Source organism: Streptomyces sp. NPDC006207, from assembly GCF_040613835.1.
Classification (GTDB): domain Bacteria; phylum Actinomycetota; class Actinomycetes; order Streptomycetales; family Streptomycetaceae; genus Actinacidiphila.
This window is the reverse complement of sequence record NZ_JBEXSX010000009.1, coordinates 80,891-93,363: the sequence shown is the minus strand read 5'-3', so window position 1 is coordinate 93,363 and position 12,473 is coordinate 80,891. Positions and strand designations below refer to the sequence as shown.

The window sequence follows — 12,473 nt, the reverse complement described above, 5'->3', positions numbered from 1 at the left end:
TCGGACCACAAACGGGAGGGGGCGTCATGACCGGCACATCAGGCGGCTACAGCACGCCGCGTGAGGCAGCCCAGGAAATCATGCGGGGCGGGTTCACCGTGCCCGATGGCACCACCTACACGGACACGGGCCTGTCCGTCACGCTGCCCCGGGCAGGGACGTGGAAGGTCACGGCGGAGGTCCACGGCAACATCTCCGGGACCGGGCCGGGCGGCACGGCCCTGACGGTGCGGCTGTTCAACGTCACCGCTGCCGCCGTGGTGGCCAACTCCAGCCGGATGGTCATCCAGCGCACGGAGCCCGCTACGGGGGCCTACACCCTCCAGGCGACAGGCGCCGCGTCCGGTCTGGTGACGGTGACGGAGGCGACAGTGGTGCGCCTGGAGGCCGTCAAGCCGACCGGGTCCGGCACGCCCGCGCCGGTCGTCTCGATCTTGAGTACCCCGGCTCTCGGCTACACGACCTTGAGCTACGAGCGCGTCGCATAGTCCCCCCCCTTGTTCACCCCGACAACGCCCAGCGGCGAGGAGTAGCCCATGTCCGGAACTGTAGGAAGCGTCAGTGTCGCCGGCGTCGACGCCGAGTTCGTCGTCCTCTGTGACGACGACGGGGCGGGCACGATCACCCCGTTCGTGCGCCGCTTCTCCACGACCCCGGCCGGGGCCGTCACCACCGTGGATACCGAGCTGGACGGCACCACGCCGTACACCGCGGCGGGCACGATCGGCCTGTGCGGGAAGGTTGCGCCGGTCGACGTCGTCCCGCACGGCGCCGAGAACACGGACTGGTCCCTGGCGTCGAACCCGGGCACTCAGTCCGTGACGCTCCTCGTCTTCACCGGCACCGTGACGGTGACCACGGCCGAGGGCACGCTGACCGTGCCCGCGGGCACGGCTCTGTCGTGGTCCGTGGACGGCGACGAGGTCGACGGCCGGCTGGCCGGGACGCTCAGCATCGACGGCACGGCCCCGGCCGCGTCGTGGCAGGTGCTGTGGACCACGCAGGTCTGAGCAGCCGGTGAGCACCAACGGAACGGTCAAGACGTCTGGGCGGCGGGTGTTCGCGGCTACGGGCGTCAGCAACGCGGCGGGCACGGTCACGTTCAACTTCGTGCCGCCGTTCGCCGCCGCGCCCGTGGTCTCGCATGCGACGCAGACGGCCGTGGCCGACCTGACCGAGTGCCGGATCACCGCCCTGTCGGCGGCCTCGGTGACGTTCTCCGTCCGCCGCTCCCCGGCGGTCACGCTCCTCGGCATCGCCATCCTCCAGGTCCCGCAGGCCGCGCCCGGGGTGACCGTGCACTGCACGGCTGTGGAGGCGGGGCCGATCTGACCTGACGGGCCGTAAGAGCCAGGGCCCGCGGCGCCGTCACCTAGCTATGCTGTTGACGGCGCCGCTGGTTCTGGGCCGGGCCCTTCCTTCACAGGGGAGGTTTTGACGCCCATGTCATGCCCATTGATCGCAAACCTCGACACGGTCCGCGTGACCAGGCTCGATAGCTGTGGCCGCCCCGTCTGTGGCGACGACAACGGATTCGTGTTCGATTGCTTGGCCTCGATCGCGCTCAACCCCTCCATCGAGGAGGGCGAGGACATCACGTACAAGGCCGCGAATGGCCGCCAGTGTGGGTTCCGCAAGGGCTGCCCCTCGCTGCAGAACTACGACGTCGAGATCAACTTCTTCAGTGTCAGCCCGGAGTTCCTGGAGATCACCACCGGCAACCCGGTCGTGTTCGGCTTCGATGGCAAGCCGATCGGCTACGACGACTGCTCCATCAAGTGCGACAGTGGCTTTGCCTTGGAGTTCTGGGCCGAAGTCCTCGGCGACGACGTGTGCGCCGCCGACGGTACGGGAGACGGCGCCTGGATCTACTTCCTGCTGCCGTGGGTGACGAACGGCATCCTCGGTGATCTGGAGATCGGTTCGGAGGCCGTCACGCTCCAGCTGCAGGGCGCGACGCGTGCCGGGGGCGGCTGGGGCACGGGCCCGTACGACGTCATGCCGATCGACGCGGCCGGCACTCCCGGCCCGCTCCTCACCCCGGTTGGGGCGACCTGTCACCGCCGGACGTTCCTGACGTCGGTCGCTCCGCCGGAGCCGGTCTGCGAGTACACCCCGGTCACGGGCGGCCTCTGCCTCGCCAGCTGATGCTGCCCGACCTGGTCGTGCCCGTGCGTGAGGGCGCCGTCAACCAGCAGCTCAGGTACGCCCTGAGGAGCTGGGCGGCGCACCTCCCGCACGGGCGTGTGTGGATCATCGGCTACCTGCCTGCGTGGGTGGCCGGTGTCCGGCACGTCTCGACCGAGCAGGCCGGGCGGACCAAGTACGCCAACACGACAAGCGCGGTGCGGCTGGCGTGCGAGCACCCGGAGATCAGCGACCCGTTCCTGCTGTGCAATGACGACTTCTTCGTGATGCAGCCCATCGAGGAGATGCCCGTCCTGCACCGCGGGCCCGTCCGCAACGTGGAGGCGTACTACGCGAGCCGGGGCAACGGGAGCTACCTACGGGGGCTGCGGGAGACGCGGGATCTCCTCGTGAGCCTCGGTCACGAGGACCCGCTGTCGTACGAGCTGCACGTCCCGCTCTCCGTGGGGAAGGCCGGGATGCTGGCGGCGCTGGACGCGGGCCGCCACCTCGACGTGATCCACAAGCGGACGCTGTACGGCAACCTCGCCGGCCTTGGCGGCGAGCGCATCGACGACGTGAAGGTGCTGCACCGCATGCCCCGCTTCCCGGCCGACTCGCCGTTCCTGTCGACGATGCCGGACGCCTTCACCAACGGCGCCGTCGGCCACCACATCCGCCGCGCTTTTCCGCAGGCCTGCGCGTACGAGAAGAGGCGCTGATGCCGCTGCAGATCGGTCCGTGTGACCCGTGGGAAGTCGAGTTGTGCTGTGAGGTGCCCGACGACCAGGACCCGGCCGTCGTCGAGCGGTGGCAGAAGGTCGCCTCACAGATCTTGTGGCGCCTGTCCGGTATGCGCTGGGGCCCGTGCCCCGTCACCGTGAGGCCGTGCCGCCGGGCCTGCCTGGACTCCGGTCCGGTCTCGTTCCAGGCCGGGTACGCCGGTACCGGCGGCTGGATCCCGTACATCGGCGTCGACGGCATGTGGCGGAACGCGTCGATCGCGTGCGGCTGCAAGTCGGACTGTTCCTGCGGCGAGCTGTCCGAGGTCTACCTGCCCGGGCCGGTCTTCGACGTGACGGAGGTCAACGTCGACGGCGAGGTCCTGGTCCCCGAGGCGTACCGGGTCGACGCGCCCGGCCGGCTCGTACGGACCGACGGCGAGCAGTGGCCGACTTGCCAGGACATGGCCGAGCCGCCCGGCACGCCGGGGACGTTCACCGTCACGTACCGGTGGGGGCTGCCGCTCGACGAGGCCGCCATCGCCGCCGTGTCCGAGCTGACCTGCCACCTGATGCGGGGGTGCGGCGGGGCCGGGTCGTGCGGCTGCAAGGCCAACCCGCGGGCTACGCGCCTGGTTCGGCAGGGCTTCGAGATGGAGATGCCGGATCCGACGCTGCTGTACGCCGACGGACGCACCGGCCTGCCCATCGTCGACCTGTGGTTGAGCGTCGTGAACCCGTACCGGCTCGCGTCACCGTCACGGGTCTACTCACCTGACTACAAGAGGCCGCGAGTCCAGACATGGCCCTGACCCCGCTCGCCCTGCACGACCTGGCCGAGTCCGTCCTCGCCTGCGTGTGCGCCGCGCTGGAGACCACCGCTGCCGAGATCGAAGGCCAGCCCGGCTGCCCCGACTGCGGGGCGTGCGTGGTGCCTGGCTCGCCGGCGTGGGACCGCTGCGACGACCCGTGCTCGGAGGCCACGACCGGCGGACAGCTGTCGGTCAACGTCGCCCGCATCTACCCATCGACGACGTTCCCTGCAGAGGACCGGGAGGTGCGTGGCCTGCGCGGCTGCACGCCCCCGCCGACGACCGCCGTCGAGCTGGTCATCACGCTGCTGCGGTGCGCGCCGACGCTCCACGAGAACGGCTGCCCGCCGTCCTGTGACGAGCTGGCCGACGCGGCGCGCATCCTCCACATCGACCAGGTGACGGTCTACAACGCCATGCTGTGCTGCCTGCCCGGCACCGAGCCGGGCCGCCGCCGCGGCCGCAAGTTCGTCCTCGGCGCGCAGCGCGTTGTCGGCCCGGAAGGCGGTTGCGTCGGCTTGGAGCAGCGCGTCACTGTGGCCCTGCCCGGCTGCTCGCCCTGCCCCGGAGGAGACACCTCGTGAACAGCAGCGACCTGATCGCGCTGCTCCAGCGCATCGAGGAGGAGCGCGGCGTCGTGGAGGTGCGGGCCTACGACTACGCGGAGATCTCCCCGGACGCCGTGGCGACCGGCGAGTTCCACAGGGACGGGCAGGGCGACACGTACCTGCTGCTCCGCCCGTGAGGAGGCCGCTGTGAGCGTTGAGGTCCACATCGACCAGGGCCGACTGAGTCGGCTCCTGCGGCTGCGTGGTGGCCGCGTGGAGCGCAAGTTGCGGGAGCGCACGGCCCGCGTCGCCCGCTACGCCGAGGAGGGCGCGCCGGGCCGCATGGGCGCCTACGTGTCGTGGAAGGTGACCGAGGGCCCGAGGGGTCTGCAGGGCGTCATCATCTGCGACCACCCGGCCGTGCACTACGTGCTCAACGGCACCCGGCCGCACATCATCCGCCCGCGCCGTAAGAAGGTGCTGCGGTTCGAGATCGGCGGCCGCGAGGTGTTCGCCGCGTACGTGCGGCACCCGGGGACGAAGCCCAACGACTTCATGCTGCGGGCCCTCGAGCGCGGACGCTGATCAGAACAGGGGCAGCGCGTCCTCGTCCACAACGTGGCCGGACTCGTCGGCGCCGAGCTCCAGCTGTAGAGCACCGTCGGCGGGCAGGTTGACGACGGCGCGGGAGCCCGAGCACGACACCAGGATCCCGGCGAAGTCATCCCGCATGCCGGGCTCGTCGTGCCGTCGCAGGCGGCCCCTTCCCAGACTGCCCGCCACGGGGCCGGCCGCGATGGGCCGGCCACACGTCGGGCACGCGATGCGAGGCAGTTTCATGCGCTCCAGTGTCGCGCGCAAGCTCCAGAAGGGGAGGTAGATCTACGAGTTGGGACCCAGGGGTCAAATGGTGCCGTCCACATCGAGCGTTTCCCGGGCAGCTCGGACGAAAGCTTCGAGCGCGTCGTTCAGCGCGCCTGCCGACGCGCGTACGAGATTCAGGTAGCTGCGTGGGTCTTCTTCGGAACGTCCCGGCATCGTCTGGAGTGTCCGGTACATGAGGACGTGAGTGATGAGGGTTTGGGATCGCTCCATGGCTGCCTTTGCCAGAACGACAACGTTCTCGGGACCTGCCAGGGCCACGCGTGGCCACTGTTCGTAGATGGTGACCTTAGCCTGGCGCACTTGATCAAAGAACGCTTCGTCATCTCGGAAATGCAGGAAGGCTTGGGGTGGGCCGACGATGAGACGGTTTCCGATGTCGCTGTGCAATTTGGAGATGACCTCAATCAATTCGCGATAGGCCTCTTCTCGTGGATCCCGACGTTGGCGCACATGTTCCGCGCGGGCGGAAATTCGTGCTTGTTCGCGACTGAACCAACCAGTTGTTGCCCCAGCGAGCACGGTGCCAACCGATCCCGCCAGCGCTCCCAGCACTGCCGCCAAGCCTGCATCCATGCCGAAAGTATGACCATGGTTCGCAGGGGGCGGCGGCTACTCTTCGCAGTACGCCGCTGGTTTTGGGCCGGGCGAAGCGCGGGAGACAAGGGCACACCCGTGAAGAAGACGTTTGCGCTGCACACGGAGCCGCACGTCGCCGAGGTCGGCGGCAGGGAACTGCTGTTCCAGCCCGAGGTGATGGGCGATCAGTTCATGGACGCCTACAGCGGGCTGATCCAGGCCCAGCGGGCGGCCAGCGGCATCGACCTGGAAGACCTGTCGACCATCGACGCGAACCAGCTGCGTGGTGCGGCCCGTGCGATGCGGACCTTCCTCGCGGAGCTGATGCTCCCGCAGTCCGCCGAGCTGTTCACCCGGGTCAACGTGGTCAAGGACGGCGAGGTCGTCCTGCAGAACTTCCCGGACCGGGCCGACGCCCAGAAGTACGCCGACGAGGTCGAAGACGGTCCGGTGCAGGTTGTCGACGCGTTCCCGCTGCCGGACCGCATCCTGGTCCAGCTGCTGGAGTGGGTCGTGGAGCTGTACGGCGGGGGCGCCGACGAGCGCCCTCCTACGTCGTCTACCGGCTCTGCGACAGCATCGCGAAGGGCTGGGAGGCGTGGGATGGGAGTGCCCTCCTCCAGGGCGTGAACATCCGCAGCTTCACGCTGCGCCAGATGCTCGCCGCGGCCGAGGCCACCATGGATCAGACGGCCAAGGACGACGCGGAGCGTGCCCGGATCCGGGCCGAGCTGTACGCCCCACCGGCCGGGGAGCGACGCCGCCGCACTCGGGACGGCGACCGCGGCCGGCCGGCGGGCGGCGGCATGAGCATGCGTGACGCGCAGCAGATGATGGCGCAGCTGGCGGCCCAGGACGCCCAGCTTGCGGGCGGGCGCAGCGGCTAGTCTGGGATCACCGGAGGGCCCCTGGGGCGCCGCCGATGCCGCTGGTTCTGGGCCGGGCAACCTACACACCCCGTGAGGTTGCCCGGTGCCCGGCGATGAGATCGACTACGGGACCGCCCGGATCAGCATCTCGCTCGACGACAGCGAGACCGTTGACGATGCCCGCGATCTGGGTCTGCGGATTCAGCGGGCCCTGGACCGGGCGACGCGCACTACGGGCGACCGGATCCGCCGCAACATCCAGCGCGGCCTGGACGCCGCTGCGGTCACCGTGCGCGTGGAGCCGGACCTTCGCCGGTTCGACGCGGCGCTCCTGCGCGGCCTGCGCTCCTTGGAGTCCATCAACGTCCCGGTGACGCCGGACCTGACCGGCTTCGTCGAGCGGATCCGGGGGGTCCTTGCCGGGGAGGAGTTCCCCGTCCGGGTCGTGCCGGACATGGACGGCTTCGACGACCGGATCCGGGCCCACAACCCGCCGGACGTCACGGTCGGCGTCAACGCCGACGTCGACAGCAACCGATTCTCCCGGGCGATGGCGGGTCTCGGCAGGATCGCCGGGCGCGTCGGCTCCGGCCTGACCAGCCTGCTGCAGTTCGGTGCCGTCGGCATCGCCGCGGCGGGCGCCGCGCAGGGCGTGATCGGCCTGACGGCCGCGCTCGCCCCCGCGGCCGGGATCATCGCCGCGCTCCCTGCCGCCGTCGCCGGGTTCCAGGCCGCCCTCGGCACGCTGCGGCTGGCCGTTGTCGGTGTCGGTGACGCCCTCGGGGCGGCGTTCGCCGGCGACGCCGCCAAGTTCCAGGAGGCCCTGGAGAAGCTGTCGCCGTCCGCGCAGAAAGCTGTCCTCGCGGTCAAAGCGTTCGCGCCGGAACTGAAGAAGGTCCAGCAGTCCGTCCAAGAGGCGTTCTTCAAGCAGTTCGCCGGCGACATCTCGGGCGCGGTCAAGAACCTTCTCCCGATGCAGAGCGGGCTTCGGGCCATCGCGGCCGGGTTCGGGCAGGCCGCGTCGGAGGGCCTGAAGTTTTTGCAGACGCGGCAGGCCCTCGCCTCCGTGCAAGGCGTCCTGTCCGGGACGTCCGATGCCGTGGAGGGCTTGTCCGCCGCGGTACAGCCCCTGGCGCAGGGCCTCCTCAGTGTGGCGTCGTCGGTGTCCACCGCGTTCGGGGCGCGGTTGGGGACGGCGATCGGCGGCCTCGGCCAGCAGCTCGGGGACTTCCTGACCCGCATCGCGAACAACGGTCAGGCCGTCGCGTGGGTTGAGGGCGCCCTGACGGTCTTCAAGCAGCTCGGCGCGGTCATCTCGAACGTCGGCCAGATCCTCGGCGGCGTCTTCCAGGCCGCCAACGCGTCCGGCGGCGGGCTGCTGAACAACCTCAAGCAGATCACCGCCAGCTTCGCGGAGTTCGTCAACTCCGCCAAGGGCCAGGAGGCGATCGGGAACATCTTCTCGACGCTGGCCACGGTCGCCGCGCAGCTCGGCCCGATCCTGTCCGCCGTCGTGACCCAGGTCGGCGCCATCGCACCGGCCTTGGCGCCGATCTTCACCGCCCTCGGCCCCGCCATCGTCAACCTGGTCAACGCGCTCGGGCCCGCGCTGGCCGCGATCGCCCCCGCGCTCGCCACCGTCGGCCAGGCCCTCGCCGAAGGGCTCGGCGCGCTCGGCCCGTCCCTGGGGCCGCTCGGCGAGGCCATCGGCCGCGCCGTCACAGCACTGGCCCCACTGCTGCCGCTGGTCGGCGAGGTCGCCAGCGTCGTAGCCCAGATCTTGGCCCCCGCGCTGGACATCCTGACGTCGGTCCTGTCGCCGATCATCGACGCGCTCGTGGCCGCGCTCCTGCCCGTACTGCCGCAGGTCGCCTCCGCGTTCACGACTCTCGCCGCAGCCCTGGGGCCGGTCGCCGACGTCCTCGGCAAGAGCCTCGGCGACGCCCTGACCCGGCTGCTGCCGCCGATCCTGGAACTGATCCCGCAGATCGCCGACAAGATGGTCCCGGCCTGGATCGCCTTGGCGGAGGCGGTCACTCCGCTGATCCCGCAGCTGGTCAACCTCGTCGTCATGGCCATCGAGCCACTGCTGCCGATGCTGCCTCAGCTCGTCGACATGATCGCCGACCTGTCGGTGAACTTCATCATGGCGCTGGCCGCGATCGCGCCGATCCTGCCGCCGCTGATCCGGCTCGGCACGACCATCGCGCAGTTCGTGTCGTCCAAGACGACGTTCGCTCTGCTGCAAGGGCTGGTCGACGCCCTAAGCCTCCTCGTGGGCGCCGTGACGAGCGCCCAGACGAAAGCGCGAGAGTTCATCACCGGCACCATCCGGTTCTTCACCGACCTGGGCTCGGGCATCCTCGACGCGCTGACCAGCCTGCCGGAGAAGATCGCGACGTTCTTCTCCAACCTGTGGACGACGGTCTCCACGGCCGTCTCGAACGGCTTCAACGCCGTGGTCCAGTTCTTCACCGAACTGCCAGGCAAGATCGTCGCCGGGCTGGCCGCGCTGCCGGGCCTGCTGATCAGCTTCTTCATCAACGCGGTGGCCGGCCTGGGCATCGCGATCCTCACCGGCATCGCCGCGCTGATCTTCATCTTCACCGAACTGCCAGGCAAGATCGTCACCGCGCTGGCGTCGCTCGGCTCGACCCTGCTGACGTTCTTCACCACCGCGTTCACCACGGTCGTCTCCGCAGTGGGCAGCTTCATCTCCAGCGTCGTCACGTTCTTCTCGGAGCTACCTGGGAAGATCGCCTCGTTCCTGGCCGCACTACCGGGGCGGATCGCCGGGTTCTTCCGGTCGGCCGGCTCCTCCGCTCTCTCCGCCGCGCGGTCCTTCGGCACGACCGTGGTCAACTTCTTCCGGGAGCTGCCCGGGCGCATCGCCAGCGGCGTGACCTCGCTCGGCTCGAAGCTCGTCGAGAAGATCAAGAGCGCCGGCTCGGCGGCGCTGCGCGGCGCGCGTGACCTGATCTCGAACATCGCGAGCGCCTTCACCGAGCTGCCGAGGCTGATCCTCGCGAAGATCGGCGACATCGGCGGCGCCATCCGCCGGAAGATCGCTGGGGGCCTGCCGGCGTCCGTGCGCGGCCTGCTGCCCGGCTTCGCCAACGGCGGCATCGTGGACCGGCCGATGGTCGCCATGGTTGGCGAGGGCCGGAAGAAGGAAGTCATCATCCCGCTGACCAAGCCCGCGCGGGCGCGGGAGCTGGCCGCGAAGTCTGGGCTGCTGAACATCCTGGCCGGGCCGACGCAGGCCGCCACCCTCGCGGCAGGCGCCACGCCCACCCTGAGCGGCGGCGGCTCGGCGAAGGACTTTGAGAACGTCGGCCTCCAGATCGCGGCGGGCCTCGTGGCGGGGCTGCGCGCCTCGCTCAGCGACGTGGACGAGGCGACGCGGGACCTGGTCGGCACCGCCATCACCACGGCGGAGAAGGTTCTCGAGATCGCCAGCCCCTCCAAGGTGTTCGCCCGGATCGGGAAGGACACCGGGAAGGGCTTCATCGTCGGCCTGACCGGCACCGCCGACCAGATCAAGGCGACCACCGACAAGCTGATCAAGTCCATCACGGACGCGTTCAAGGGCAAGGCCACCAAGGTCGACGACCGGCTCGTCACGCTGCTGCAGACCGGCAACAAGAAGCTGACGGGCCTGGCCGCGCAGCGTGACGCGCTGGTGAAGAAGATCGCCGACGCCCAGAAGTTCGCCGCGGACACCACCGCGGCGGCGTTGCAGGCGTTCTCGCTGCAGAGCCTCACCCAGGGCGGCGGGAAGCTCACCGCGGACAGCATCGTCGCGGGCCTGGACGGGGCCCTGTCGAAGGTGCGGGCGTTCACGTCGCAGATCAACGCCCTCGCCCGGCGGGGACTCCGCAAGGACCTGCTGCAGCAGATCATCGGGCTCGGCCCGGAGCAGGGCGCCGAGCTCGCGCGGGTTCTGTCGACGGCGGACAAGGCCACGTTCAAGCGGATCAACTCGATGCAGGCGCAGCTCGTCGACGCCTCCAATGTCCTCGGCCGGACGGGCGCGGACGCGCTGTTCGACGCGGGGAAGAACGCCGGTGCGGGCTTCCTCGCCGGTTTGCAGGGGCAGCGCAAGGCGATCGAGGCGCTGATGCTCGACATCGCCAAGGGCATGCAGAAGGCGATCCGCACGGCGCTGCGCATCAAGTCGCCGTCGGTGGTGTTCCGGAAGATCGGCGAGATGACCGGCCTCGGTCTCCGGCTCGGCCTGGTCGGGCAGATCGCCGCGCTGCAGAAGGCGTCGACGTCGGCGGCCCGCGCCGTGGTCGACGCGGTGGGCGGGCAGTTCGACGCGCTGCCCGGCCGGGTCGGGTCGTCCCTGGACGGCCTTGGCACCGGCAACGTCATCCCGCTGACGCAGACCCAGCGGCGCCGCCAGGCCGCCACCGAGATCAGCGCCGCCGAGCTGGCCCGCGCCCGGACTGCCGTGGACAAGGCCGGGACGGTCTTCAACAACACGTTCAACATCACCGAGGTCGGCGACGCCGGAGCGACCGCGCACCGCGTCCTGAACCGCCTCACGTACGCGGCAGGGGTGAGCTGATGACCGCCGACTGGTTCCTGAGCTACGGCGGGGTGGAGGTCGCCAACCATGCCAGGCTCGCCGTCTACCTGGAGACCGTGGGGTCGCCACTGACGTCGTACGGGCCGTGCGGCTGCCCCACCGTCGGGGCGGCCCAGCTCGGAGACCTGCCGTACACGACGCCGGACGACGCCGACAGCCCCGCGCCCTGGTACGACCCGGATGTGCCGGAGTCCGCCGACTTCGCCGGGATCATGGTCCTGGAGATGTCCGGCATCGACGACTTCCCGGTCCGCCGGAACGTCACCGGCGGCGTCACCGGCGGCGGCTCGATCGGGCCGGCCCGGGCGCTGCCCCGCACCATCACCGTGACCGCGCTCGTCCTCGGCGCCACCTGCTGCGGCGTGGAGTACGGCCTGCACTGGCTCGGCGAGGTGCTACAAGGCTGTACGGGCAGCGCGTGCGACGGGGACTGCCTGACGGTGTACAGCTGCTGCCCCGGCGAGGAGGACCTGACACCGGAGCTGTTGAACGCCGCGCACCGGCGGACGCTGCGCCGGGTCGCCCTCGTCGACGGCCCGAACGTCGTTGCCCGCAGCGGCACCGGCTGCGCCACCGGCGACTGCCAGTCTGGCGCCGACATCATCACCGTGGAGTTCGTGCTGACGGCGGCCATGCCGTGGCTGTGGACGGACACCACACCCGTGCTGGAGGTTGAGCCGCCCGGGAACGACTCCACGGACTGCATCGACTGGTGCGTGCACCCGCCCGACGGGCCGGGCTGTGACGGGCCGTGCCGGTTCGCGCCGTGCCCCGACCCGACGGCGGCCTGCGCCGACCCGCGGTGTGCGCCTCCACCTCCACCGACACCGACCCTGCCCAGCGAGACGTGCTACTGCCTGCCGGTCGCGGTCGAGCGCGAGTGCTACGACCTCGACCTGACCGACCGGCCCGCCTGGTCGACGGACGCCCCCATGATCACGGTGCGGGCGGGCAGCAGCGACCTACGCAATGTGACCCTCGAAATTTTCGAGCGGGCGGCCGGCGACGAGGCCCTGACGCCCGGCGAGGTCGCCGACCTGTACCGCTGCACGCCGTTCTCGGCGTTCCACGTGACGTACGTGCCTGCCGGTGGCGCCCTGACGCTGGACGGGCAGGTCGGGCGGGCCACCGTCGAGTGCGGCGGCGTCTGCGAGTCCTCGCCGGACGTCTACGGCCACGATGGGCTCCCGCCGACGTGGCGGACGCTCGGCTGCGCCTCCTACGTCCTCTGCCTTACGACAGACGTGAGCAACCCGCCGTCGCCGTCCGCGATGGTCTCTGTCGGTGTCTCGGGACGGGGGCGGTAATGGCCGTAGCCGGATGCGGAAGCCACTCAGTCC

At 70.4% G+C, this 12,473-nt stretch carries 15 protein-coding genes; 13 read left to right on the top strand and 2 right to left on the bottom strand.

Annotated features, from left to right (window positions below):
• Positions 1–26: 26 nt before the first annotated feature.
• The 9 genes from ABZ312_RS09495 (at position 27) to ABZ312_RS09455 (ending at position 4,794) form a co-directional block, all read left to right on the top strand.
• Complete coding sequence (locus ABZ312_RS09495; protein WP_500437016.1) at positions 27–488, top strand: hypothetical protein; 462 nt, start codon at positions 27–29, stop codon at positions 486–488.
• A 48-nt stretch (positions 489–536) separates the two neighbouring features.
• Positions 537–1,010 (top strand): hypothetical protein, encoded by a 474-nt coding sequence (locus ABZ312_RS09490; RefSeq protein WP_500437015.1) that lies wholly within the window; start codon positions 537–539, stop codon positions 1,008–1,010.
• A 7-nt stretch (positions 1,011–1,017) separates the two neighbouring features.
• Complete coding sequence (locus tag ABZ312_RS09485) at positions 1,018–1,332, top strand: hypothetical protein (RefSeq protein WP_500437013.1); 315 nt, start codon at positions 1,018–1,020, stop codon at positions 1,330–1,332.
• Positions 1,333–1,482: 150 nt separating this feature from the next.
• Positions 1,483–2,148, top strand: coding sequence for a hypothetical protein (locus tag ABZ312_RS09480; RefSeq protein ID WP_500437011.1), 666 nt, complete (start codon positions 1,483–1,485; stop codon positions 2,146–2,148).
• The gene (locus tag ABZ312_RS09475) at positions 2,148–2,849 is read left to right on the top strand and encodes a hypothetical protein (protein ID WP_500437009.1); all 702 of its coding nucleotides are present in this window, start codon (positions 2,148–2,150) and stop codon (positions 2,847–2,849) included. The genes ABZ312_RS09480 and ABZ312_RS09475 overlap by 1 nt, the downstream gene beginning before the upstream one ends.
• Positions 2,849–3,661, top strand: a complete 813-nt coding sequence (locus ABZ312_RS09470; RefSeq protein ID WP_500437007.1) for a hypothetical protein — start codon at positions 2,849–2,851, stop codon at positions 3,659–3,661. The genes ABZ312_RS09475 and ABZ312_RS09470 overlap by 1 nt, the downstream gene beginning before the upstream one ends.
• Positions 3,652–4,245, top strand: coding sequence for a hypothetical protein (locus ABZ312_RS09465; protein WP_500437005.1), 594 nt, complete (start codon positions 3,652–3,654; stop codon positions 4,243–4,245). The genes ABZ312_RS09470 and ABZ312_RS09465 overlap by 10 nt, the downstream gene beginning before the upstream one ends.
• Entirely contained in the window at positions 4,242–4,406 is a 165-nt protein-coding gene (locus tag ABZ312_RS09460; RefSeq protein ID WP_500357160.1) for a hypothetical protein, read from the top strand. Before ABZ312_RS09465 ends, ABZ312_RS09460 begins: the two co-directional genes overlap by 4 nt.
• 10 nt (positions 4,407–4,416) lie before the next feature.
• A complete protein-coding gene (locus ABZ312_RS09455) occupies positions 4,417–4,794 on the top strand; it encodes a hypothetical protein (protein WP_500437003.1) in 378 nt (125 codons plus the stop codon).
• On the opposite strand, the gene ABZ312_RS09450 is transcribed toward ABZ312_RS09455, so the two are convergent.
• A complete protein-coding gene (locus ABZ312_RS09450; protein WP_500437001.1) occupies positions 4,795–4,941 on the bottom strand; it encodes a hypothetical protein in 147 nt (48 codons plus the stop codon). It abuts the gene before it with no gap.
• Positions 4,942–5,112: 171 nt separating this feature from the next.
• A complete protein-coding gene (locus ABZ312_RS09445) occupies positions 5,113–5,667 on the bottom strand; it encodes a hypothetical protein (RefSeq protein WP_500437000.1) in 555 nt (184 codons plus the stop codon).
• A gap of 99 nt (positions 5,668–5,766) precedes the next feature.
• Here ABZ312_RS09445 and ABZ312_RS09440 point away from each other — a divergent pair, with 99 nt between their 5' ends.
• From ABZ312_RS09440 to ABZ312_RS09425, 4 genes are all read left to right on the top strand, one after another.
• The gene (locus tag ABZ312_RS09440; RefSeq protein WP_500436998.1) at positions 5,767–6,300 is read left to right on the top strand and encodes a hypothetical protein; all 534 of its coding nucleotides are present in this window, start codon (positions 5,767–5,769) and stop codon (positions 6,298–6,300) included.
• On the top strand, positions 6,297–6,557 hold the full coding sequence (locus tag ABZ312_RS09435) for a hypothetical protein (protein ID WP_500436996.1): 261 nt from the start codon (positions 6,297–6,299) through the stop codon (positions 6,555–6,557). Before ABZ312_RS09440 ends, ABZ312_RS09435 begins: the two co-directional genes overlap by 4 nt.
• An 85-nt stretch (positions 6,558–6,642) precedes the next feature.
• On the top strand, positions 6,643–11,112 hold the full coding sequence (locus ABZ312_RS09430; protein ID WP_500436994.1) for a hypothetical protein: 4,470 nt from the start codon (positions 6,643–6,645) through the stop codon (positions 11,110–11,112).
• Positions 11,112–12,440 carry a hypothetical protein gene (locus ABZ312_RS09425; RefSeq protein ID WP_500436992.1) on the top strand — a complete coding sequence of 443 codons (1,329 nt, stop codon included), beginning with the start codon at positions 11,112–11,114 and terminating at the stop codon, positions 12,438–12,440. The genes ABZ312_RS09430 and ABZ312_RS09425 overlap by 1 nt, the downstream gene beginning before the upstream one ends.
• Positions 12,441–12,473 lie beyond the last annotated feature (33 nt).

What these genes read in the sequence shown, in the direction of transcription:
- ABZ312_RS09495 (WP_500437016.1), top strand. Translation starts at nt 27, where the DNA reads ATGACCGGCACATCAGGCGGCTACAGCACGCCGCGTGAGGCAGCCCAG.
- ABZ312_RS09490 (WP_500437015.1), top strand. Translation starts at nt 537, where the DNA reads ATGTCCGGAACTGTAGGAAGCGTCAGTGTCGCCGGCGTCGACGCCGAG.
- ABZ312_RS09475 (WP_500437009.1), top strand. Translation starts at nt 2,148, where the DNA reads ATGCTGCCCGACCTGGTCGTGCCCGTGCGTGAGGGCGCCGTCAACCAG.
- ABZ312_RS09470 (WP_500437007.1), top strand. Translation starts at nt 2,849, where the DNA reads ATGCCGCTGCAGATCGGTCCGTGTGACCCGTGGGAAGTCGAGTTGTGC.
- ABZ312_RS09465 (WP_500437005.1), top strand. Translation starts at nt 3,652, where the DNA reads ATGGCCCTGACCCCGCTCGCCCTGCACGACCTGGCCGAGTCCGTCCTC.
- ABZ312_RS09450 (WP_500437001.1), bottom strand. Translation starts at nt 4,941, where the DNA reads ATGCGGGATGACTTCGCCGGGATCCTGGTGTCGTGCTCGGGCTCCCGC.
- ABZ312_RS09445 (WP_500437000.1), bottom strand. Translation starts at nt 5,667, where the DNA reads ATGGATGCAGGCTTGGCGGCAGTGCTGGGAGCGCTGGCGGGATCGGTT.
- ABZ312_RS09425 (WP_500436992.1), top strand. Translation starts at nt 11,112, where the DNA reads ATGACCGCCGACTGGTTCCTGAGCTACGGCGGGGTGGAGGTCGCCAAC.